The organism is Pseudoneobacillus rhizosphaerae, assembly GCF_917563885.1.
Taxonomy (GTDB): domain Bacteria; phylum Bacillota; class Bacilli; order Bacillales; family Cytobacillaceae; genus Pseudoneobacillus; species Pseudoneobacillus rhizosphaerae.
This window is the reverse complement of the sequence record NZ_CAKJTG010000003.1, coordinates 160,596-183,906: the sequence shown is the minus strand read 5'-3', so window position 1 is coordinate 183,906 and position 23,311 is coordinate 160,596. Positions and strand designations below refer to the sequence as shown.

Annotated in this window: 19 protein-coding genes and 1 other annotated feature; of the genes, 3 read left to right on the top strand and 16 right to left on the bottom strand. The window is 35.5% G+C overall.

Annotation, left to right across the window (positions count from 1 at the left end):
- Positions 1-360 precede the first annotated feature (360 nt).
- The 16 genes from LRP83_RS03310 to LRP83_RS03235 all read right to left on the bottom strand — a co-directional run bounded on the left by LRP83_RS03310 (position 361) and on the right by LRP83_RS03235 (position 17,830).
- Positions 361-615, bottom strand: a complete 255-nt coding sequence (locus tag LRP83_RS03310) for a GlsB/YeaQ/YmgE family stress response membrane protein (RefSeq protein ID WP_230495245.1) — start codon at positions 613-615, stop codon at positions 361-363.
- A 107-nt stretch (positions 616-722) separates the two neighbouring features.
- Positions 723-1,571, bottom strand: coding sequence for a VanY-A/VanY-F/VanY-M family D-Ala-D-Ala carboxypeptidase (gene vanY / locus LRP83_RS03305; protein ID WP_230495244.1), 849 nt, complete (start codon positions 1,569-1,571; stop codon positions 723-725).
- An 86-nt stretch (positions 1,572-1,657) separates the two neighbouring features.
- Positions 1,658-2,776, bottom strand: a complete 1,119-nt coding sequence (locus LRP83_RS03300) for a sensor histidine kinase (protein ID WP_230495243.1) — start codon at positions 2,774-2,776, stop codon at positions 1,658-1,660.
- Complete coding sequence (gene vanR / locus LRP83_RS03295; protein WP_230495242.1) at positions 2,769-3,464, bottom strand: vancomycin resistance response regulator transcription factor, VanR-F/VanR-M family; 696 nt, start codon at positions 3,462-3,464, stop codon at positions 2,769-2,771. The genes LRP83_RS03300 and vanR overlap by 8 nt, the downstream gene beginning before the upstream one ends.
- Positions 3,465-3,614: 150 nt before the next feature.
- Positions 3,615-4,421 carry a patatin-like phospholipase family protein gene (locus LRP83_RS03290; protein WP_230495241.1) on the bottom strand — a complete coding sequence of 269 codons (807 nt, stop codon included), beginning with the start codon at positions 4,419-4,421 and terminating at the stop codon, positions 3,615-3,617.
- On the bottom strand, positions 4,418-5,032 hold the full coding sequence (locus LRP83_RS03285) for a DedA family protein (protein ID WP_230495240.1): 615 nt from the start codon (positions 5,030-5,032) through the stop codon (positions 4,418-4,420). Before LRP83_RS03285 ends, LRP83_RS03290 begins: the two co-directional genes overlap by 4 nt.
- Before the next feature lie 33 nt (positions 5,033-5,065).
- Positions 5,066-6,217: an MGDG synthase family glycosyltransferase gene (locus tag LRP83_RS03280; RefSeq protein ID WP_230495239.1), complete on the bottom strand. Its 1,152-nt coding sequence runs from the start codon at positions 6,215-6,217 to the stop codon at positions 5,066-5,068.
- 212 nt (positions 6,218-6,429) lie between these two features.
- Positions 6,430-8,649, bottom strand: a complete 2,220-nt coding sequence (locus LRP83_RS03275; protein WP_230495238.1) for a HAMP domain-containing sensor histidine kinase — start codon at positions 8,647-8,649, stop codon at positions 6,430-6,432.
- Complete coding sequence (locus tag LRP83_RS03270) at positions 8,627-9,319, bottom strand: response regulator transcription factor (RefSeq protein WP_230495237.1); 693 nt, start codon at positions 9,317-9,319, stop codon at positions 8,627-8,629. The genes LRP83_RS03275 and LRP83_RS03270 overlap by 23 nt, the downstream gene beginning before the upstream one ends.
- A 372-nt stretch (positions 9,320-9,691) precedes the next feature.
- Positions 9,692-10,663, bottom strand: a complete 972-nt coding sequence (locus tag LRP83_RS03265; RefSeq protein ID WP_230495236.1) for an NAD(P)-dependent alcohol dehydrogenase — start codon at positions 10,661-10,663, stop codon at positions 9,692-9,694.
- A gap of 312 nt (positions 10,664-10,975) precedes the next feature.
- Positions 10,976-11,758 carry a CPBP family intramembrane glutamic endopeptidase gene (locus LRP83_RS03260; protein WP_230495235.1) on the bottom strand — a complete coding sequence of 261 codons (783 nt, stop codon included), beginning with the start codon at positions 11,756-11,758 and terminating at the stop codon, positions 10,976-10,978.
- A 458-nt stretch (positions 11,759-12,216) separates the two neighbouring features.
- Positions 12,217-13,122 carry a hypothetical protein gene (locus LRP83_RS03255; RefSeq protein WP_230495234.1) on the bottom strand — a complete coding sequence of 302 codons (906 nt, stop codon included), beginning with the start codon at positions 13,120-13,122 and terminating at the stop codon, positions 12,217-12,219.
- Between the two features lie 95 nt (positions 13,123-13,217).
- The gene (locus LRP83_RS03250; protein WP_230495233.1) at positions 13,218-14,669 is read right to left on the bottom strand and encodes an MBOAT family O-acyltransferase; all 1,452 of its coding nucleotides are present in this window, start codon (positions 14,667-14,669) and stop codon (positions 13,218-13,220) included.
- 250 nt (positions 14,670-14,919) lie between these two features.
- Positions 14,920-16,314, bottom strand: coding sequence for an AMP-binding protein (locus LRP83_RS03245; RefSeq protein WP_230495232.1), 1,395 nt, complete (start codon positions 16,312-16,314; stop codon positions 14,920-14,922).
- Entirely contained in the window at positions 16,307-16,558 is a 252-nt protein-coding gene (locus tag LRP83_RS03240) for an acyl carrier protein (protein ID WP_230495231.1), read from the bottom strand. Before LRP83_RS03240 ends, LRP83_RS03245 begins: the two co-directional genes overlap by 8 nt.
- A gap of 396 nt (positions 16,559-16,954) precedes the next feature.
- Positions 16,955-17,830: an aminoglycoside phosphotransferase family protein gene (locus LRP83_RS03235; RefSeq protein WP_435531321.1), complete on the bottom strand. Its 876-nt coding sequence runs from the start codon at positions 17,828-17,830 to the stop codon at positions 16,955-16,957.
- Positions 17,831-18,148: 318 nt separating this feature from the next.
- Between LRP83_RS03235 and LRP83_RS03230 the strand changes: the two genes are divergently transcribed.
- From LRP83_RS03230 to ileS, 3 genes are all read left to right on the top strand, one after another.
- The gene (locus LRP83_RS03230; protein ID WP_230495230.1) at positions 18,149-18,910 is read left to right on the top strand and encodes an MBL fold metallo-hydrolase; all 762 of its coding nucleotides are present in this window, start codon (positions 18,149-18,151) and stop codon (positions 18,908-18,910) included.
- A gap of 12 nt (positions 18,911-18,922) precedes the next feature.
- Entirely contained in the window at positions 18,923-19,579 is a 657-nt protein-coding gene (locus LRP83_RS03225; RefSeq protein ID WP_230495229.1) for a pyridoxine/pyridoxamine 5'-phosphate oxidase, read from the top strand.
- Positions 19,580-19,930: 351 nt separating this feature from the next.
- Positions 19,931-20,170: a binding site (T-box leader), on the top strand.
- Positions 20,171-20,221: 51 nt separating this feature from the next.
- On the top strand, positions 20,222-23,302 hold the full coding sequence (ileS, locus tag LRP83_RS03220; protein ID WP_435531324.1) for an isoleucine--tRNA ligase: 3,081 nt from the start codon (positions 20,222-20,224) through the stop codon (positions 23,300-23,302).
- Positions 23,303-23,311 lie beyond the last annotated feature (9 nt).

Sequence of the window (23,311 nt, the reverse complement as noted above, 5' to 3'; positions counted from 1 at the left end):
AGGGCTTGGTTCGGGGTATATAAGCGGAGTTTTTCCGGTTAAGCAAGCGAAATGACCCATTTTGACGTTTTTTGAGTAAATAGCCGGAATCCTTCCGTCTATTTAAGCTATTTTCAGTGCTATTTCGTAATTAAGGGAACTTTCTCCGCTTATTTATCAACCCATGTCGACTCCCTCCTCTTGTTCCTTGAGGGTTCGCTCTTTATTTAAAATTATCTGTGTCAAAGAATCCATAATAAATGAAAAAGGCGTGTCAAATCCTTTGAAATCAGATTGCACACCTATTTCATTATCATTTAAAAGTTATGCACCTTAAAAATGAACGGTTTATCTTTAAGCTAGGGTGACTATTTAAAAAAACTAACCAAAAACCTTCCTTATTCCACCTATGACGATGACAACAATATAAGCGCCAATAAGAGAAGGCACTAACCAATAGCCAACTACCACTGGACCCCATGTTCCAAATAGATAAGGTCCAAGTAAAGTTCCTACATAGCCCGCTACAATCGCACCAACCCAGCTACCTGGCATACTAAATGGGGATAACCTATCCGCAACAGTACCAATTACTAATGCGAAGATAACGGTAAGTATAAAAGTAGTAATACTCATCTCATTAACTCCTTTTTTCCAGAGTATGCACGTCCATGGATGAGTGTTCACTTTGAAAAATAAGCAACAAAAAAAACATGCAGTCTAAATAAATCAGAGTGGACCTATTACTCAAACACAGTCACTATCACGCCATCGACATTATTACCTGAAACCTCATAATCCCGATTCATGGGAACATCTATTGTCATCCTTTCAGAAACAGGGTAATAAAAAACTGTATATTTTTCTCCATTCACACTAGCTGAGATGCTCTTTTCTTCTTTCAAATAATCCATATACTCTTCCAACACTAAATTCTTTTCCTTCATAATCGCGCTGTGTGGTAACCCAACATAGCGAATATGCCAAGGTTCATAGAGAATTCCAGTTACATCTGTTTTGTCCTTTGGATAACGTAAAATAAAGCCATATTTCCAAGCATTTTTTTCTATCCATTTTCCTTCGGCTGCATCCTCCATCTTCATCTGAGTGGAACCGACATCAAGTGAAAGTCCTAAATTGTGTTCACTATAGCCTGCTGGTAGGGCATAATCCGAACCCATCTCTTTGTAAAGGGTGCTTTGCTCCTCAAAGCCTCGAAAACCACTATTAATAGAGAAATGATCCACACCATCTTTTTGGGCAGCTGCTATCATATTCGAAAAACGATAGGATACTTCCTCAGACAAATAAATTTCGCTTCTAAGTAATCCGTAACCATTTGTCAATTTATCATGCGAAAATAAATTCACCACGTCTGATTTAATACTCTTTTGGTGAACAGGGTATTTCTTGTTGACCAAAAGGAGATTTCCTTGATGAATATCGTCTAATGTCACTTCTTTTTTTTCGATATTTTCAGTTGTTCCGATATATTCTTGTATCTCTACTCGATCTTGTAAAAAAGGAATTTTATTTTCAAAGGCAAAACCCATACACAATAAAATAACCAATAAAAAACCCCACTTTTTCATTTACCGTTTCCTCCCAGTCCTAACATGATGTTTCTAGAATAGGAAAAACTTTTTAAAAAAATAGTGGGGTAAAGTTTAAATTTTTCTTAAATTTTTTCATTTTTTGCGAAATGACCTAGCTTTGGCAAGCGAACTTCAAAGACCGTTCGGATCAAACTACTTTCGGCCGTAATCGTTCCACTATGCTGCTCCACAATATTTTTAGCAATAAATAGGCCAAGACCAGTGCTATCCTCTTGATGTGTTCGGGCTTTGTCCCCTTTATAAAACATATCAAAAATATGTGGCAGTTCATCCGGTGGAATACTGTCCCCATAATTCACAACCTGAACGACTACTTCGCCTGAATCTATAAAACCTTCGACATCGATATATTGACCATCATATCCATAACGATTCGCATTGGTTAAAAGGTTTTCAAACACTCGTGCTAGCAACTCTCCATCAGCAAAAGCAAGTAATTCGGAAGTCATATTCATTCGCACTTTTAAATTGTTTTTTTCGAAAACAGGAAATAATTCTTCCTGTAATTGAAAAAGTAGGTCGCTTAAATTAATATCCTTTTTCTGGGCAGGTAACATACCATAGTTCATTCGTGTTATTTCAAAAAGTTCATCAATTAGTTTTTCCAAACGTTGAGATTTGGTAAAGGCAATCGTTAAAAAATGTCTGACTTGCTCCTTTGTCAAATTCTCATCCTTCAAAATCAAATCTAAATAACCTAACACAGACGTAAGTGGAGTACGCAAATCATGAGCTAGATTAACGACTAACTGATCTTTACTGCTTTCGGAAAAATCTCCTCGTTCGATTGCTTCTTTCAGTTTTTCACTAGCTAGATTAATGTCTTTGGCAATCTCGTTAAACTCATCATTGGATTCGATATGAACTCGATGTGTAAAGTCAGCACGAGCGAGATTATGGATTCCTGTTGATATCACATTAAAATAGATAGAATATCGTTTAGTAAGGATATAGAAAAAGAATATCGAAAGCGGGATAAAGAGTAGTAAAAAGAAGTTAACATCTCCAATTCTTCCTATCCACTGACGAAGGGCAGCCAAGGAATCACCAAGTTGTGCATTTTCCCGATAGTAGAATTGTAGGGATTTAAAGATGATAAATGTTATGATTCCAGACAGGAGCATACTTAAACCAAATAACATAATCATTTTTGAACGAAAACTACGGACGATTTTACCCATTGAATGAATACCCCACACCCCAAACGGTTTTAATCAATTTGTTTTTCCGTTTATCTTCATCAAGCTTTTTCCGTAACGTACGAATATGGACCATCACGGTATTTGCTCCTTCAAAATAGGCTGCTCCCCACACATGTTGAAAAATATTTTCCACACTGTATACCTTCTTTGGATGACTGGCAAGTAATAACAAAATATCAAACTCTTTCGGTGTTAACTCAATAATTTCACCATATAGACTAACGGTGCGCTGCTCAGGTGCAATCACTAGTTCCCCAAATTCTAAATTTGAATGTTGAGCTGATCTCGGCTGATTCAATTTCATAAACCTTCGTAAATGAGCATTCACACGAGCAACCAATTCAATCGGTGTGAATGGCTTTGTGATATAATCATCTGCTCCAATAACTAGTCCTTGTACTTTGTCAAAGTCAGAAGTTTTGGCACTCAAAAAAATGATTGGCATATTGTGATGTTCCCGTATGCGACGGGTTACTTCATATCCATCCATTTTCGGCATCATAATATCTAAAATCAACAAATCAATGGATTGATTTTCTATAACATCAATAGCTGCTTGTCCGTCCGCTACTTTCAACACATGATAACCTTCTTTTTCTAAATGGATAGCTATTAGATTAGCAATCTCCTCCTCATCATCGGCTATTAAAATTGAGATTGGTTTCATCTATCTCACTCCTATATATCGTTAAATCAACTTTTATAAATAAATGTTAACATATAACCATTTCTTTGGAAAAAATATATTTGAATTGTTTGTCGAATGTTATAGATTAAAAGACAAATAATCCCCTAGTTCAGAAGGGGATTGTTGTTTTTAATGAATTTTTCTCAGCCATTGATCTAAATAAACAATCTTACTGTTACTTTCCATATTATTTTTATGAAGTAAGACCCTTCTCGTCTCTAACTGACCAAGTTCAATTACTTTTGATAAGTTTTTTGTTTCAAATCTACCAATATCATGTAAATCAATATCAATTAAAAGGTCGGCATGCTCTTTTAGGCAACGATCTGTATTCTTATGACTCGCAATATCAATATATCGATTCAAATAAGAAATAATGTTGGTCGGTTGTTGACTGTTTGAGCTTCGCACCCTTACAGAAGTGACATTCTCAGCACCCATTCCTCTGACAATATCAGCAGGATTGTTATTTAAAATATAGCCATCAACTAATAACTTATTTCCTACCTCTACAGGTGAAAACACACCTGGAATAGCAATGCTTGCGCGAATGGCCAATGCAACTTCACCAGAATCAATCACTACCATTTCTCCTGAAACCAAATCTACACAAATGACAGCAAAAGGAATCTCTAAATCTGAAAAATGCTTTCCATCTGTTAGTTTTTGCAAAGTATGATAGATTCGATCTCCTTTTATCCAGCCTTTTCGATTCAACCCTATATCAATATGTCTTCTAATGGATAGATTATGCAGGACACTTCTCATTTTCTCTGGACACATCCCACAGGCAAATAACCCGCCGACAACTGACCCTGCACTTGTACCTGCTAGATGAGTAATTTCGATATCATTATTAATCAGTTCTTTTAACACACCGATATGGGCAACTCCTCTAAGAGATCCGCCTCCTAGTGAAACTCCTGTTTGTTTCAATTGTTTTGCCCCCTTTCTTTTATATCAGTTATAAGGTTCTTTTCCCTTTTAGATTTTTTATAATAAAAAAGGAAAATGATGCTGAGCACGAGGATAACTGCCCCGTACCCATATATGCTGTAGGTACTAAAATAGTTCTTAAATGCCTCGTAATTCCCATTGAAATAATCTCCTAGAAGAATCATCACAAAGGACCAAGGGTAAATTCCTAAAAACGTTAAAGTAAAATATTTGAACAAATGTACGTTGCTCATTCCCGCTACATAGGAAATATAATTCCCGATACCAAATGGGCGGGATAAGGCGATGCTCCATATTCCATATTTATTAAAAAATAATTGACCCTTCTTTAATCCTTTTTTCATCCGTTTGGGGATATGCCTTTCGAGCTTCCTTCCTAGATAGTAAGGAATTAGACTAGCTAGGCTATAGCTGAGGCTCATTCCTAAGGCGATTACGGCTGTGTCAACGTAACCGGGAGAAAATAAGTACCCGAAGGAAAGTACCATAATCACACCTGGGAAGGGTAAGGATGAGCCTTCCAAAACCATGACGAGAAATAATCCGGGAAGTCCAATAGCATGGATCCATTCTAAAAATTGTTGTACCATTGCCTCTCCCCCCTTTTTTACACATTTTTAAGTTTAATTTATTTTACGAGCACTCCCCTTGAGTGCATCTTCACGATTAAAGTCAATCACATCCTGGATAAAGGTTGCTATTTCATTTGGGGAACCGCCCTTTATTTCTCTTAAATACGCCTGTAACGAAGCCTGAAACTGATCCTTTACTGTTTCATCCTTGAAATAGTTCATTACTTGATCATCTAACGACAGATTTTCTTTAAGGATTTGGACAAGATTTAGCTCCTTTAATAGCTTAAGATTAATTTCCTCTTGACCTGGAAGCGCAGAATGAATGAAAATGGGTTGGCCTTTTTTTAAAGCTTCGCTTATTGTCACACCACCAGGCTTTGTAATGATGGCATCCACATTGCTGTATAGTTCATTCATTTTTTCTCTAGATGAAATGTATGGGAGAGGGTGGATGTTTTGATAATGAAGGTTTTCAATTTTTTGATAAAGCTTTTTATTCTTACCGCATAAAACAAAGTATTCGACTTCACTCTCGTTACTCTGCTGCTTCAATAGTTCCGCAATGTTTCCAAGACCAACACTTCCGCCTGAAACAAGCACCTTAATTTTCGATGTGGCTTCCAATGGTGTTAATTGTTTTTCAAATTGTTCATCTGTTGGGATACCAGTAACAATAATTTGATTATCTGGAATTCCGTTCCTATTCATTAAATTATTTTTCACTGCCTGACTTGGCACAAAATGATAATCAATGCCCTCCCGTCCCCACACATCATTTATAAAAAAGTCAGTATAAACATTGATGACAGGTATCGGACATTGATGTTTACTTTTGAGTTGGCTAAGAAAATAGGAAGGAAAGCCGTGTGTACAAACGATTAAATCTGGTTTTTCTTCAGCGATTATTTGTTTCATCTTCTTCATGAATAAGAAATCATAGTATTTATAGGAACGACCCGTATTGGATTTATTGGCCATATGTTTGTAAACCCAGGCATAGTTTCTTGGAAAATAATGAATCCACTCAAGATACGTATTCGTTACGATTCTTTCAACAGTCGGATTCCACGCACTCATTAAATCGATTTTTTTACATAGGATTGTTGAATCTCGTCTTTGTAAGTATCCTGCAATTGTATCCGCTACTTGGTGATGACCCGAAGGCATTCTCAACAGAGGGAAAAATAATATCTTCTTCATCGCTACTCATTCCTTCACTCATTTTGTCATGGTAAAGTAAGCATACAAAAAGGACCGTAATGGTGTAATGAACCTCAGACTAAGAATCGACTAAGACCTCAGCCGTATTTTTCCAGTTCAATCTCGATTCAGCATATGCCCAATTTGCATAAATGGCTAAAAAAAATACATCTCCCTAGCTTCGAGAGATGTTTTTTTCAAAGCCGAACCAATTACTTATCTAACCGTTCCAAAATAACCGTCACTTTAAACAGGTCACCATCTACTTCTAAATCTAAAGCTCCACCATGTAAATCAACGATGGATTTCGCAATGGCAAGGCCAAGACCCGAACCGTCCGTATGGCGTGATTCATCACCGCGTTTAAATCGCTCAAATAATTCATCAGTATTTTCACTTAGCTCATATTTCGAGATATTTTTAAACGTGATGATTACTTGATCGTTTTCTTCTTTCACACTGATAAATGCTCTAGTATTTTCTAAAGAGTAGTTGATCATGTTTCCAATAAGGTTTTCAAACACCCGCCACATTTTTTGCCCATCGACAAAGGCATATAATGGGTGTTCTGGATTTGAAACTCTAAATTGAACTTGAGAAGCTTGAATCGTTTCATTGTACTCAGCTAATGCTTGTTGAAGCAATTGAACAATATCAACCTTTTGTTTAGCGAGCTCAATTGATCCACTTGCCATTTTTGAGGCTTCAAATAAATCTTCAATTAATACCTTTAACCGTTGGGACTTACGGTCAATGATTTCGATATACGTGCTGCGCTCCTCTTCAGCAATCTCCGGATTTTTTAAAAGCTCCGTATACGTAATAATCGAGGTTAATGGAGTACGTAAATCATGGCTCACATTGGTAATGAGCTCCGTTTTCAGCCTTTCACTTTTCGCCTGAGCTGTTTGTGAGGTCTCGACCCCGTATTTCATTTTATTAATATCTTCAGCTAGTTTAGCTATGACGGATTTTCCTTTAATCTCTAAATCAGGTTCAAAATTCCCGTTGGCTAATGCCTTTGCATTGATCAAAATTTTATTAAAAGATCCTGTTCTTCTGATAATAATGAAAAATAGTGGCACCCCAATGATAAAAAAGGCAAACATAAAGATAATTAGGAAGCCCTCATCCACTCCTCCGAGACCGAGTAATAAACCTAATGAAAAGACAACGGTCAAAATCAAGAAAATTTGCGTCCCTACTTTTCGATTTAAGAAGGCATCTCTAAATATGTTTAACACTCTTGCAATGTATGTGTTTTTCCAAATTCCCTTTTGGTTAGGATGACTTGTAAGTCTTTTGTACATATAATTCACTTGAACCATGGATAAGCCTATAAAAACCGTTATCCAAAATAGATAAATTAAAATATCATCCACATGGAAGTTCATATAAATATGTGATGATTCTACTGAAATGACTATGGAGGCTATGATGGATATTCCAAGTAGCACTATAGCTAAATCAAATGGGATTCTATTATATTTTTCCTGCCATTTACTGGAGGCGATGCTAGTGAATAACCCTTTTTTCTTACCTACTATTATACTAGCTAATAAAGCAAGCACAGCACCCACTGTATAAATCCAATAGACGATTCTTTCTTGATCGTAGCTATCATAATCAAGCATGATCATATTGGTATTAGGGGCATCCTTTGAAACACCTATTTTACCCTCATATTGATCATTAGAATTGACAGTTGAAAAATGGACTCCATCTTCATATCTCCAGACTAAATGATTTTCCTTCATTTTAAGGTAGCCATTGTTTTTACTTGGGTAACTTTGAATAAAATCCATCGTTTTATCATTTATATATTGATCAACTAATTTACTATTTGTAATCGGAAGATTCGTATAAACCTCACCAGTGGCGGTATTTTTTAGATAATAAACAAAGGCTTGTCGATAGATTTCATAATCGTCTCGATATTGATCGAGCTCATTGAAATAGTTATCGATGTTATTTTCCTTTTCTATTTTGATTTTCTCCTCGATAAACTCATCATTTTCAAAGATTGTTGTAACCTCTTCTATTTTTTTATCTCTTTCTTTTATATAAACATCTGCCATCTTTTGATCTTTATTTGCTTGGGCATTTTCAATCCGTGGCTGAAATTCTTGTTCGATACTCAAAACCTGATCGCCTAAATCACCATATTCACCATAATTTAATCGATGTTCCGCTATTTCATCCTTTGATACGGTAATTGCTTTTTTCATCTCTTCCTTCGATGGAGAAACTTCAAACGCCTGAATATACTCTGTTAAATTTCCGATTGTATTTTGAAATTGAGAGGTTTTAAAATAATCATTTTCTACATAATTGTTATCATTTACTAAGGCAGTTAGGACACCACTTAGTCCATACGCGAACAAAACGAGCCAAGCTATGATGCCGATTCTATTTTTCCATTTTGTATCCAATTCCCCATACCACCTTTAAATATCTTGGATTTTTTGGATCGATTTCAATTTTCTCGCGAATTTTACGAATATGCACAGCTACGGTATTCTCTGCATTGAAATTTGGCTCGTTCCAAACCTTTTCGTAAATATCAGAAATAGAAAACACACGACCCGCATTCACCATTAGTAGTTCAACAATTTTATATTCAATTGGTGTTAATTTCACTGGATCACCGTTTACTGCGACTTCCTTTGCAGCCTGGTCAAGTGTAAGTCCGTTCAAATCAATCGTTTTGTTGATTCCTTCAAAGGTTCCTAACGTAACATACCTTCTAAGCTGGGATTTCACCCTTGCAATCAGCTCTAATGGATTAAAGGGTTTTGTTATATAATCATCAGCGCCAACCTGTAATCCTAAAATCTTATCCGTATCTTCACTTTTAGCACTTAACATAATGATTGGAATATTCTTTTGTTCTCGTATTTTAAAAGTAGCTGTGATTCCATCCATCTTCGGCATCATAATATCTAATAAAATGAGATGAACTTTATTCTCTGTTAAACACTCTAGTGCTTCTACACCATCCTGAGCTTTTAACACTTTCATCCCTTCATTTTTCAAATAGATTTCAATCCCATCACGAATTTCTTTATCATCATCAACCACTAACACCACATAAGTATTCATCGATTCATCCCTCCTTTCCAAAGTTTAACATAAGTTAATTTAATAGGATTGATTTTAGTATAGTCAAAAGTTCTTAAGTAAAAGAGAGGAAAAAAATGAAGAATTTCTTAAGATTGTTTTGGATTACCTTTAAAAATAAGGCTATGTTAAAGCTTAATGTAGATTTTCTAAAGAAACAAACGAAATTGGGTTAGTAATAATATGGCTAATAGTTACCGGAAACAGCCAATGAACGAGAAAACGGTAACTATTAGAGGCTAATAGTTACCGGAAACAGCCAATGAACGAGAAAACGGTAACGAAAATAAAGTGTAACTGATAAGAATTCCAATTAGGATTCAATCGGAGGTTTTAGTTATATTTGATTTATTTTTACTCTTCTTCAGCGCCATTATTGAAAGTAAGAACAACCTTCCCCTTTGTACGTCCACTTTCAACGTGCCGGTGAGCCTCAACAATCTGTTCAAAAGGAAAGCATTTCTCAATAACGGGTCTTAATTTTTCTTCCTCCACTAGACTACGTAAGAAATCCAGATCTTTATCATTTGGTTTTGTAAAATGAATCTTTGCTTTCTTGCTGCCAAATAATGAACTTATCATAATTTGAACCGGGTGATACTTAGGGTAAAATAGGTGTTCTGTAATATATATACCGTTCTCGGTTAAAGAGCGTAAACAACTGAAAAAGGTACGCTTACCAACTGCATCCAGAATTACATCGTACTTTTTTCCATTACCAACGAAATCTTCCTTCGAATAATCAATAACGTGATGTGCCCCAAGTTCCTTAACCCACTCAAGATTGGAGGTACTACAAACAGCGGTTACTTCAGCACCAAAGTATCTGGCAAGTTGAACAGCAAAGTGACCAACTCCACCTGAGGCACCATAGATTAAGACTCTTTGTCCTTGCTTAACCTGTGCAACATCCCTCAATGCTTGTAGCGCAGTTTGTGCAGCACACGGTATAGCGGCAGCCTCCTCAAATGTTACGTTTTTCGGCATATGACTTAGGAACTTCTCACGCGGGGAGACATATTCGGCATGAGATCCGAAACAACTCCCGAAAACATGATCACCTACGTTAAATTTCTGTACGTTTTTGCCGACTGCTTCAATCGTGCCCGCAACATCAATACCTAAAATCGAATTTTTGGGTTTAGTTAGTCCATTCTCTAACCTTGTAGGCAAATATCCCTTTCGGTACAAATAGTCTAGAGCATTGACCGAAGCACTATGCACTTTAATCATCACTCTATCATCATCTATGATGGATGGCTGCTCCACATCTTTTATCTCCATGACTTCAGGGGGACCATATGTACTATGAATAGCTGCTCTCACCTGCTTTTCCTCCTCAATATTCCTATTTTTTTCCTAGGGTTAGAACTTGTCATTTTAAGTGAATTTATGCTCTTTCCAATAAAATAGGAGAGATGATTCAGAGTAAGGCTGGAAACGAGCAATTTATTGCAACTAATTGTTAAGTTGAAGTCAAACGATGACAATATGGTCATCATATATTATATATTCTCTTAATTTATCTTTATAACCTTCAGAAAATTATAAAAACATTTACCGCTACAAGCCTAATTCCCAGTCCTAATCTTCCTGCATTTTTCGCTCTTTGTTTTGCAACTAGTCTTATTTCTGAGATTATAAATTTAATTTCCAGTCTTTCTTTGATGTTAATTTTCTTTCATATTCAGTTTGTTTTTTTAAGACTGACATTGAATAAATAGTAACAAATAAAAGAAAAATCACCATTGTGAATATATATGTCCAGTCAGTTGTATGATCGATAATCCTTAAATCACTCATATTACCAATTTGACTTTTGAAGAGTGAAACAGTGTTCCACCCCCAGTGACATCCAATTGTGAACCAAAGGGAGCCAGTTACTGCAAAAGGTATAGCATAGGTTAATCCCATTAGTAAGAGCATTATCCACTGAGTATAACCATCGTCAATTCTCCAAATGTGATTAAGTACATAAATAACAGAAGAAATTCCTACCAATAATTGTGGAGAAAACTTTTTTGGAAGATATTTAAAAACATAACCACGAGTTAACATATCTTCACTTGCCGATGAAAAAAAAGTAATTAGAATTATTCCTAGTAAAGGAAGGATCATTTGTTGAATTGAAAAGAAACCACCAAAATAAATTTCGCCTTTCATAACAGATACAATAAAACTACCACTATAAAACAATATACCTAGTAAAAAGCCAGTAGAAAGATTTTTAAAAGCACTTTTATGTCTATACATTCCAAATGCAGATAGGCCTTTTTCCCCCATTAATTTTGAAACTATATGTGCGACTATAAAGAAGAAAATGAAACTACATAAGATATATATAGCGTTATTGCCCACTATTTCTGATGTATGGTATGTTGCAAATAGTATAATAAAACCTAATAAAGCTTTTATCTTCAATTAAATACCTACTTTCTCAAATTAATTGGCAAGTTTTCACAACTACATAAACATCGGTCTATTAGACCTACTATAAATATATGTAAATTATACCATTTTTCATTAAACAAAACTGTATTTTTACTACCTTTATACGTAAAAAGGCCCAAGATACACAAGGCTAATAAATCTTGCTATATTAATCCTTTAATAATAATAAAGGCTGTTTTCGCAAAGATTGTTGCTTTTCGAACGATAACAAAGAAACCCAATATTCTTATAAAAAGAAGATTGGGTTTCTTATTATCGAAAGAGAATTCCTTTTACTAAAAGGGACGGAGGAACAGTTTCCTTGTCCGACAAAGCTAAAATCAACAAAAATTAGACAGCCCCTAAACGGATATCAAACTATTGTTTCACATCAATTAAAAAAAGTCTTTCACATTTAAATAAGTTATCAATATTAGTAATTAGTCCACTCATAAATAGCCCATTTTCTTGAGGTCCTCGTATACTATCCAAGAAAACATTTTCCTGCCCTCTCTGTTTAAATGATCGGGATCGATAAAATAATCTTTGTTGTCTACGAATCTTTGATCACTCATATAATTTATAAATGGGACATCTAATTTCAGAGCTTTTAAGTACTGAAAAACAAGTCTGTTCATTACTTCCTCATTGAAAAACTCTAGATAAGACTGATGTACTGGCTCCATGGTTAATATTACTCGATAACCTTTCTCGTTACAATAATCTACAATCTCTCTTAACTGCTTTACATTTATTTCCATATTATTGTTTTCAACTGCTTCTCGGTACTGCCCTTCTATTTTCATATACTTTCTTCCTGCATAATTTTTACCGGTATTTGCCCATGGTTGATGAGAATTCCATTTTAAGTTTTTCAATTTACCCGCGAGCGCAGAATGAAAACTCCCACTATTTATCCCTGGTAAGTACAAGTAACTGTAATAATCTATTAAATTAAACGGATCAATTTCGGTACGATCCAAAACTTTATAATAATTTCCTATGTTCTTAGCCTCAGAATTGGCGAAAGTAATTTGAGAGATGGAAACGAGAACGACACCACCAGGTTTAAGATACTTGCCATACTCTTTCAACAATTTAAAGTCGTACTGAATTGTCTGGGAAGGAAGCGCTAAGTCCAGATGGGACAAACCAGTAGGCTTAAAATAATAACCATACATTGAATGAGAGGCACCTAGATTGATGATATCAACAGGATATGGATGTTTCTTAAATGCCAGTATCTCATGGTCTATATTGTAATCATAAGAATCCTTTACAAATTTATTTACTGGCATAAACAGTAGGATAATAACACTAATGATAATTGTTAACTTGATAAATAATCGTCCCATAGCAAATCCTTTCAATACATTGTTTCTTTTACCAAAATTGCTAAATGGCTCTAGTATAAAGTGCAATCAAACTTCCCATGAAATTTGTATTTAGATTAAAATCCACCATAAACAAATCCATTACCCGAAACACCGAATACAAGGACTGAAAGAATGAGAAAAATATAAAATGCAAATCTAGTGAATATCGAGTGCTTCGATAGAAATTTCCATGTTGAAACATTGTTTCTTTCGATATATTGAAATAGTTGTACAATAATATAGAAAAAAATAAAAATCACCAAATCCAGTAACGGAAAAATTTCAAATGCTTTAACAATTCCCAAAGGACTCCAAGAGCTAATCGTTAAGAAAAGTTTTGCATTTTCAAATGCTTGTGCTACGGTATCCGACCGAAAAAAAACTCTGGAAAAGCAAACTAGCAGGAAGGTTATTGTAATTTTCACCCATTTATGGAGCACTGGACTTCTATCCAAATGAATAAATGAAGCGATGCTTTCACGAAAAGACTTTGTAGCATCTCCAAACACGCGATAAAACCCATGAATAAAACCCCATAAAACAAAAGTCCAAGCGGCTCCGTGCCAAATGCCGCTTACTAAAAAAGTAATCACAATGGCTAAATAAATTTCACTTCTCTTCTTTTTCCCCTTACATAATGGGAAAAAAATATAGTCCCTAAGCCATGTAGAGAGCGTTATATGCCATCTGCTCCAAAAATCTGAAATTGAAACTGCAAAGTGCGGTTGCTTAAAGTTTTCTGTCAAATTTATCCCTAGCATTCTTGCACAACCGATGGCAATGTCACTGCATGCTGAAAAATCAGCGAACAATTGTATCGAAAATAGAATGGTAGCTAGTACGATTTGTGAACCAGTCGGGTTGGGACTATCGTAAACACTAGATACTATTGGAGCTAGCCGATCTGCAATTAATGTCTTCTTAAAAAAGCCCCATGCAATCCGCTTCATCCCATAGTTTAAATTTTCATAATTTAAACTATGTTCGCCTTTCAATTGTGGAAGTAATTTCTTCGCACGTTCAATCGGCCCAGCAACCAATTGTGGGAAAAATGCAAAAAATACTGAAAAATAGCCGTAATGTCTTTCTGCTTTTTGCTTTCCATAGTAGATATCCACAAGATAACTTACTGCCTGAAATGTATAAAACGAAATGGCTAATGGCAGGACAATCTCTTGGTATGGTATGGTATAATTCCAATCTATGTATTTTGCCATCGCCCGAAGTGAGTCATTTACAAAATTAAAATATTTAAACCAACCGAGAAAAAACAATAATACCGAAATACCAACTAGCATGACTTTTTTCTTCTGTTTTTTTGTCTCCTGTTTTTCAATTATAATTCCAGTAAAATAAGTAAAAGCTGTGCTTGTAAGTAGTAACGGGATAAATTGGATACTTAAGATAGCGTAAAAAACGTAACTTGCTACTAATAAAAGAATCCATCTCAATCGATGTGGGATTAAATAATAAGTAAAAACGATTATTGCGAAAAATAGGAGAAACTCAATTGATATAAATGTCATCTAATCACCTGATAATAAATATACTTAAAATTTTTCATGAATCGAACTAAAAATAACCCTAAAGTTGTCCAAGTTGCATGAAACCCTGCTCTGTGTCGACTAACGCATAAGAACTAGTAAACTATGTACTAATGCGGATTCACGTTACTTCAATGTTTCACCTAAAAGGTGACACACTCGGTTTCAGATCTCAGTGTTTAAGGTTTTCTCATGTGGTTCATATTTCCTGTTACTGGTTCATCTGAATATATTACCCATATTTAGGTAACTCCGAATAGAGGATTTTTCCAAAATGATTACGTGGAATTTCCTTGATTCTAATAATTTTAAAGCCCTTTAAGTTTAATTTTTCCTTGAGTAATTTTTTAATTTGAACATAATCTTCTTTTAATGTGTAAATAACCATTTGATCATCCGTTCCAGCGCAGATACAATCATGACCATGCTCATTTAAAAATCCTTCTACTTCATCAAGGCTGATACGGTTTCCGTAGACTTTAATCATTCTTTTGATTCGGCCAGATATAAAAAAATACCCATCCTGATCAAAATAAGCCATATCACCTGTACGCAAAATACCGTTATTCTCATCTTTTTTCGAAAGATCGAATAACGACCCAGCATACCCCAAAGAAACGTTTGCTCCTTTGTATATCAATTCGCCGATAACATTAGGCGCTGTAATTTTGTTGCCATTGTCATCTTGCAGAATCAATTCTCCACCTGGAATGGCAATACCAATACTCCCGGCTTTATCAAGACTTTTTTCACATGGTAAATAGGCCATCCGTGCCGTAGCTTCAGTTTGACCGTACATGGAAAAAAACTGAATTCCTCTCTGATTACATACTTTAGCAAATTTGCGCGATAGGGTTTCGCTTAATTTTCCACCTGCTTGAGTTAGTTTTTTTAAACTTGGAAGATTAAACTCTTCAAACTTCAGCCTATTAAGCATCTCATACACGAAGGGAACTCCTCCAAAAGTTGTTACTCCTTGCTCTCTACATAAGTCCCAAAACTCTTTTTTCATGACAGATGCATCCGTTACAATTATCGTCGCCCCGCAAATGAAATGACTATTGATGATAGAGAGACCATAGGAGTAATTCATTGGAAGTGTTGTTATAGGTCTATCGTCTGCATTGATGTCAAGGTACTTTGCTATTGATTCAGCATTTTTGAAAATATTTTCATAACTTAAGCGAACAAATTTGGGGCTACCAGTACTTCCAGAGGTTGTTAAAAGGAGCGCAAGATCTTCATGAAGATCATGTTGAAAAAATGTCGGACATCTAAATAATGTGTAATCACCAAACACAAATGAACTATCCATTACTTTTACTAGGTCTTGATTTTCACTACTCGCCCAAATGTATGTAGGCTTATAAAGGTTAATCAGTCTGCGTAACCGATCAATATGGATGGATGCATCCAAAAGTACAGGAACAACACCACCTCTAATAAAGCCCACATAGCCAAATAAAGACTCTTTATTATTTGAACATAGACAAAAAACGAGCGTTCGTTCACCTACTTTACCACAGATAGCGTCAGCAATTTCTAACATTTCAGAGTAAGAATATTTTCGTTCAGCATATACAGCGGTGCGGTTCCCAAACTCCTCCATTTTTTTGAAACTATTCATTAATAAAGTCCACTCCCAACCGTTTCAATAGCTCCATTCCTGACTGGTAAGAATTGAACTCTGTAATCCATTCAGAATCTATTGAGACATCAAAAACATCCTCAACCTCAGAAATGAGTGTCATATGTCCAATTGAATCCCATTCTCTTGTTACTCCAAGCGCTAAATCTTCACATACTTCATCTTCTTCCAAGTCCAGCGCATTGATAAATGCATTTCTATATTTTTCGATATTTCTCATCATGTACACCCTTTCAATAAATCTATAATTCTGTTATTTTTCATCGAGACACCAATTATTATCACATTTTCATTATCCTTTATTGATAACGAGAATCATTTTCATATATGATTCTAGCATAACGCTTTTCAAAAGGTCAATAACTCACTTAATTATGTGTGTAAGATACTTTGCGTTTTCTGAATGTTAACCTGATTAGGACACAGTTTTTGCTCATTTAAGTGACACGATTAACTGGAAATTGGATTAATATCAATGTAATTGACATGGAACCTCTACTATCAGAAGCCTCTGTTGAAAAACCAAATATGTAAGAATGTTTTAAGAAAATAAAAAGAACCTAATATTCAAGTAGTGTATAAAAACTTGAAATTAGGCTCTTTTTTTGTTTTTCTTGTTTTAGTTTTTGTAATCTTCTACTATTTTCCAAATAGTATTAAATGCTTCTTTTGCTTTCACTTTATCAAAATCTTTTTGAACATCATATGTTATCAATGCCTTCCATAGAGCCCATCCTCGTGCTCTATTCCAGGTTGCCTCGTCCAAATTTAATTCATTCTTGAACACTTTTCTACTGGCATCATCAAAAAAAGTCCAGGCTATTGCTGCATCACAAGAGGGATCTCCTACTCCTAAAATACCAAAATCAATAACTGCACTGAGCTTTCCATCCTTAACCAACAAATTCCCTGGTGCAATATCACCGTGTACCCACACAGGCTTTAATTCCCATTCAGAATCTAAAGCTAACCACCATATTTCACTCAATGAACCTCCAGCAAAATCCTCTTTGTTGTTCTTAATAGCATTTCGAGTTTCATCATTGTAAATAGATAAAGACCCACCTCTATAAAAATTATGCTTACCAGCTAAGGGACCTTCGTTGGTATCGATGTCTTGTAACTCTTTTAAAAATAACCCCAAATCTTTTGCCATCTGATTAAGATTTTCAATATTGTTATGAGATAGGTGCTCTCCCTCAAGCCACTTATTGATGGACCAGGACCAGGGATATTCTTCATTCGGATTTCCTTTTGCTATTGGAACAGGAATGGGTAATGAAAGTTTTTCAGCTAAAATCGGAAGCCACTTTTGTTCTTTTTCTACCTGTGGAGCATAGCCTGCTGCACTAGGTAACCTTACACTCATATTATCGCCTAGATGAAATGTTCTGTTATCATTTCCACTATTTTTTACAGGTTTGATATATAAATCAGACCATTCTGGATACTGTTCATTTATTAGTTTTGATACTAAATCTATATTGATAATCATTATAAAAAATCACCAACCTTTTTCTAATTATAATAGATATTTTCGCCCTCAACAGTTTCAAATCCTTTTTCAAGTAAACTCCCTCTAGTAAGTGGACGATTACGAGAAGATTTTTATAGGAAGTATTTTTAAAAAGTTGGTGGCCGGAAAATTTGTTGATATTTGTATAAAAATTTGCATATTTTCGGCTTAGTCTAAAAATATGTTGTAAAAAGAAAGCCTTCGTTAGCTTAATTAGTTTTGTTTAATTCTTCTATACATTTGTACCACTCTTCTATTATCATTTTTTACAAGTAATAAGTTGAAAGGATAGATAGAATGATGAAGTTAATTGCTTTAGGAAGTGGCGGGGGAACCCCATCAAAGAGTAGACATACTGCAAGTTATCTAATTGATACAGGAGAAAGCATTGTAATTCTTGATGCAGGAAGTGGACTAGCCCGGTTAGGTGACTATTCTACAATGCTTAAGAAATATGAAGAAGTAAATATTATATTAAGTCATTATCATCTTGATCACATAATAGGTATTAGTTATTTATCCAATTGGAATCAAGCAATAAAGAAATTGAACATTTATGGTCCAGGAAAGGATTTGGGTTTTGAAACCTGCCGCAAAACTTTGTCTGACATCTTTACTCCTCCTTATTATGTTGATTTAGACAAAGTGTTAAATGAAGTAAATATGTTAGATTATAATTTACAAGGATTTAAAATCGGTAATATGAAGATTTCGATTAATGAACAGGTGCATAGTGGTCGATCATTTGGAGTAACAGTTGGTAATTATATACATTACGCTACTGATACAGCAATCCTTGAAGAAACCTTTGCCTTAGCGCAGAATGTAAAACTATTATTACATGACTGCTGGGATAAAATAAACATTGACAGTAAGGACCATAGCTCCTTCGAGCAGATAAAATTAATGCTAAATAAGTATAGAATCCAAAAAGTTGGTCTTATTCATATTCATCCGATTTGGAAAGATGTTGATTTTAAAGAATTAATGATTTCATTAGTGAACAATCAAAATATAGAATTTGTCGATGATAAGTGGGTTGTTGAACTATCAGATTAGGAGAGAGACATAATGGATGAAATAATTAGACAAAGAATTAGAAATAGTAAGACTCTACTCGGACCATTTCCAAACTTTTTTTATGAAAAAACGCCAGATTACCCTCAAGCACTATTCTTAGAGTGGTTTCAAGTTGCTGTTGAATCTAGTGTACATGAACCTCATTCAATGACTATTTCCACAATTGATCAGCACGGATCTCCAGATTCTCGTGTTCTTATCTTAAAAGATATTGATAATGAAGGTTGGTATTTTGCTTCAAGTTCACAAAGTGCAAAAGGTAAGCAGATAGAAATTAATTCAAAGGTTGCACTTAATTTTTATTGGTCAGAAATTGGAAGACAAGTCAGAATCCGTGGAAATGCGGTAACGATGAACAAAGAGCGTAGTTCAAAGGATTTTTTAGAAAGAGGAAAGATTGCAAAAGCTATTGCGTTACTAGAAAAGCAGAGTTTAATTCTACAAGATCCTCATGAATTGGAGGAAGCATTAACTAAACAACTTATTAAACTTAATCGTAATCCAAAATTAATTTCTCCTTCTTGGACTTTATATAAAGTGGAGGCAACAGAGGTAGAGTTTTGGCAAGCAGATAAAGAGCGAAAGCATATTAGACTGCAATATAATCTTAGGGGAGAAAAATGGGTAAAAAACCTGCTATGGCCATAATCCTTTTTCATAAAAGGGCGACTACTCCTTTTTTGACTCACGCTCTCATTAGTCTAATAAAAAGATCAATATACTCTATCTGTATTGGTGACAAAGCACTTTACCAATTGTTACATTCATATATTCTGGCATATGTTCTTAATTGTTCAGGCTTCTTAAACTAACCTCCCGTTAGTACCTTAAATACCCTAAAAATTAACTGAGTATTTATTCACACTAATGAATAAATACTATAAAACATATCACTATAATTGGATATTTAATGATGTCAAAAAATTATGGACCTTTTTTCTACTTTCCATCTTGAAATGTACAATGTTTAAATGCTATGATAAACAAAATATTCCAAAAGATAAATCTATGAAGAGAACAAGTACGTTAGGGTAGGAATCTACAGCGAGCTGGGTATGGTGGAAGCCAGTGAGGAAAACCAAACGGAAATATCATCTCTGAGATGCAAGGCTGAACTTTAGTAAGTCTTGACGGATGTCCACCGTTACAAGGAACACGTATGATTGTACGTTGTCGAAGAGCTGTTGCATTTTGCAACAGAATTTGGGTGGTATCGCGGGTAATACACTCGTCCCTTTTATAGGGACGGGTGTTTTTTATTTTTTAAGGAGGATTGGAACCATGGATGTTATGAATCTAAAGGAATCGAACACAAAACGTGAACAAAGAGTACAGGATTATTGGGAGCAGCAGCATATTTTTCAGCGTTCGGTTCAAAACAGGGAAACGTCCGAGAATTTTGTCTTTTATGAAGGACCTCCAACGGCTAACGGACTTCCGCATGTCGGGCATGCACTTGGTAGAACGATAAAGGATATTATTGCTCGGTATCAAACGATGCAAGGCAAACAGGTCATAAGAAAAGCTGGTTGGGACACGCACGGATTACCCGTTGAATTAGGGGTTGAAAAAGCTCTTGGCATCTCTGGAAAACAAGCGATTGAGGAATATGGTGTCGAAGCTTTTATTGAAAAATGTAAGGAAAGTGTCTTTTCCTATGAAAAGCAATGGAGAGATTTTACTAGAGATTTAGGTTATTGGGTTGATATGGACCATCCCTACATGACGATGAAAAATGATTATATTGAATCGGTCTGGCACATTCTAGGGACCATCCATGAAAAAGGCTGGTTATATAAGGGGCATCGTGTTTCGCCATACTGCCCAAGCTGCCAAACCTCCTTAAGCTCACATGAAGTCGCTCAAGGATATAAGGATGTAAAGGATCTTAGTGCAACAGTCAAATTCAAGGTTAAAAATACGGAGAATGAATATGTGTTAGGATGGACGACAACCCCTTGGACTCTTCCTGCAAATGTAGCACTTGCCGTTCATGCAGACCTTGATTATGTAAGGGTAAAAGTAGATAAAGAAATCTATATTGTTGCTGCAGCCAGAGCCAATCAAGTGATTAACCAATATGATGAAATTTTAGAAACAGTTAAAGGAAATTCATTAGTCGGGCTTTCGTATGAACCTCCGTTCTCGTTTGCCGAGGTCAAAAAAGGCCATTGTATTGTCTCTGCTGGGTTTGTGACTGAGAGTAGTGGAACAGGAATTGTCCATATTGCACCTGCTTATGGGGAGGATGATTATCGACTTGTTCAGGAAAACGAGCTCTCCTTTATCAATGTTGTCGATGAAAGAGGAAGATACTTGGAGCTCGTTACCCCTCTAGCTGGACAATTAGTAAAAGAAAGTGATGTAGCAATCGTTAAACTACTCCATGAAAAAGGATTACTATTTCATAAAGAGAGGTATGAACATTCCTACCCACATTGTTGGCGATGCGATACTCCGTTACTTTATTATGCTACTGAAAGCTGGTTCATCAAAACAACTGCCTTAAAGGATGAATTTATTTCGAAAAATCAACAAGTAAATTGGTATCCTGAGCATATTAAAAACGGTCGTTTCGGAAATTTCCTAGAAGGATTAGTGGATTGGAACATTAGCAGAAATCGTTATTGGGGGACTCCGTTAAACGTATGGGTATGCTTCTCGTGTAACACGGAATGTTCACCAAAAAGTATTGGTGAGTTAAAACAATTTGCAAATGAAACGTTTACAGAAATCGACCTCCATAAACCACATGTGGATCAAATCACTTTCGAGTGCCCTTCCTGTAAGGAAAAGATGCACAGGACTCCAGAAGTGATTGATGTGTGGTTTGATAGTGGATCGATGCCATTTGCCCAATATCATACACCATTTGAAAATAGTGACTATTTTAATCAGCAATTTCCAGCCGATGTTGTTGTGGAAGGTATTGACCAGACGCGTGGATGGTTTTATTCTCTTCTCGCTGTTTCATTACTCTATACGGGGAAAGTTCCATACAAAAATGTTTTAGCAACAGGTCATGTTTTAGATGAGCATGGTCAAAAAATGTCTAAAAGTAAAGGGAATGCTCTAGACCCAGTAGACCTAATCAAAACGTTTGGAGCTGACTCACTAAGATGGGCGCTTATAGAAGATAGTGCGCCATGGAATCAAAAGCGATTTTCTAAACGCAATGTTCAGGAGGCGAAATCAAAGCTCATTGATACGCTAACAAGTTTATATCATTTCTATCGACTTTATGCTGATATTGATTCATTTGATCCTAGCACTCATACAAGCAACGAATATACCATCATGGATAAATGGATTCTTTCTAGATTAGCAACAACTTCAAGGCTAATGGAAAAAGAAATGAATCAGTATCAAATTACAAATGCAGCCAGATTGGGTGGGCAACTAGTTGAGGAGATCAGCAATTGGTATATTCGTAGAACTCGGAATCGTTTCTGGAGTGAAGGGATGTCTGACGATAAGTGCGCTGCCTTCCAATCACTCTATACATTGCTGATCAATACGTCAAAATTACTTGCACCTTTCATTCCCTTTACGACAGAAGAAATTTTTTATTCCTTAAAGGGAGACAGTGTCCATTTAGCCGACTATCCTATTTTAAAAGAAGATCTTATTAATCCGGCACTTGAGGAGCAAATGCAAGCTGTTTTAGAAATCGTCGAGTTGGGTCGTAGTATTCGGCATGCGAAACAACTGAAAACGAAACAGCCTTTAGCCAAACTTATCATCATTTCGAATCATCTCGATCATCATCTCCTCGCTCCCTTTGAGGAAATCATTCAAGATGAACTCAATATCAAGGAACTAGAATGGGCTGATTCATCCAATGATTTTATTGAACATCAATTGAAATTAAACTTTAAAATCGCTGGACCTAAGCTAGGGAAAAAGGTTAACGAAGTAAACAAACGATTGCTACAAGCTTCTCTAGGTGAAATTGACCTTTTTCTAACGGATGGTACTTTAACCCTTCCATTGGATAACGGGGAAACAGTATTTTTAACAATAGAGGATGTGCTCGTACAAAAAACAACAAGCTTGAGCGGTTTTTCCGAAGCATCGAATCGAAATTTCACCATTATCATGGATACCAATTTAACAAAAGAGTTAATCAAAGAAGGAATCGCAAGAGACTTTATCAGGATCATTCAGGACCTCCGAAAACAGAAGGATTTACCTGTTGATAAGCGAATTGATCTTTATCTGTCTGGTCCAGTGGAATTTTTAGAAACAGTAACTGAATTTGAGCCGTTAATCAGAAAAGGAATCGTTTTAAATGCTCTTCATTTTGATATAACCGATCATTCGGAGAAGATATATGTTGGGGAATATGAGGTTTTAGTGGGGATACTGTAACCGTAAAAA

Excerpts from the sequence above, each read along its gene's own strand:
- LRP83_RS03310 (WP_230495245.1), bottom strand. The coding sequence starts at position 615 with ATGAGTATTACTACTTTTATACTTACCGTTATCTTCGCATTAGTAATT.
- vanY (WP_230495244.1), bottom strand. The coding sequence starts at position 1,571 with ATGAAAAAGTGGGGTTTTTTATTGGTTATTTTATTGTGTATGGGTTTT.
- LRP83_RS03300 (WP_230495243.1), bottom strand. The coding sequence starts at position 2,776 with ATGGGTAAAATCGTCCGTAGTTTTCGTTCAAAAATGATTATGTTATTT.
- vanR (WP_230495242.1), bottom strand. The coding sequence starts at position 3,464 with ATGAAACCAATCTCAATTTTAATAGCCGATGATGAGGAGGAGATTGCT.
- LRP83_RS03285 (WP_230495240.1), bottom strand. The coding sequence starts at position 5,032 with ATGGTACAACAATTTTTAGAATGGATCCATGCTATTGGACTTCCCGGA.
- LRP83_RS03280 (WP_230495239.1), bottom strand. The coding sequence starts at position 6,217 with ATGAAGAAGATATTATTTTTCCCTCTGTTGAGAATGCCTTCGGGTCAT.
- LRP83_RS03270 (WP_230495237.1), bottom strand. The coding sequence starts at position 9,319 with ATGAATACTTATGTGGTGTTAGTGGTTGATGATGATAAAGAAATTCGT.
- LRP83_RS03255 (WP_230495234.1), bottom strand. The coding sequence starts at position 13,122 with ATGGGACGATTATTTATCAAGTTAACAATTATCATTAGTGTTATTATC.
- LRP83_RS03250 (WP_230495233.1), bottom strand. The coding sequence starts at position 14,669 with ATGACATTTATATCAATTGAGTTTCTCCTATTTTTCGCAATAATCGTT.
- LRP83_RS03245 (WP_230495232.1), bottom strand. The coding sequence starts at position 16,314 with ATGAATAGTTTCAAAAAAATGGAGGAGTTTGGGAACCGCACCGCTGTA.
- LRP83_RS03240 (WP_230495231.1), bottom strand. The coding sequence starts at position 16,558 with ATGATGAGAAATATCGAAAAATATAGAAATGCATTTATCAATGCGCTG.
- LRP83_RS03235 (WP_435531321.1), bottom strand. The coding sequence starts at position 17,830 with ATGATTATCAATATAGATTTAGTATCAAAACTAATAAATGAACAGTAT.
- LRP83_RS03230 (WP_230495230.1), top strand. The coding sequence starts at position 18,149 with ATGATGAAGTTAATTGCTTTAGGAAGTGGCGGGGGAACCCCATCAAAG.
- LRP83_RS03225 (WP_230495229.1), top strand. The coding sequence starts at position 18,923 with ATGGATGAAATAATTAGACAAAGAATTAGAAATAGTAAGACTCTACTC.
- ileS (WP_435531324.1), top strand. The coding sequence starts at position 20,222 with ATGAATCTAAAGGAATCGAACACAAAACGTGAACAAAGAGTACAGGAT.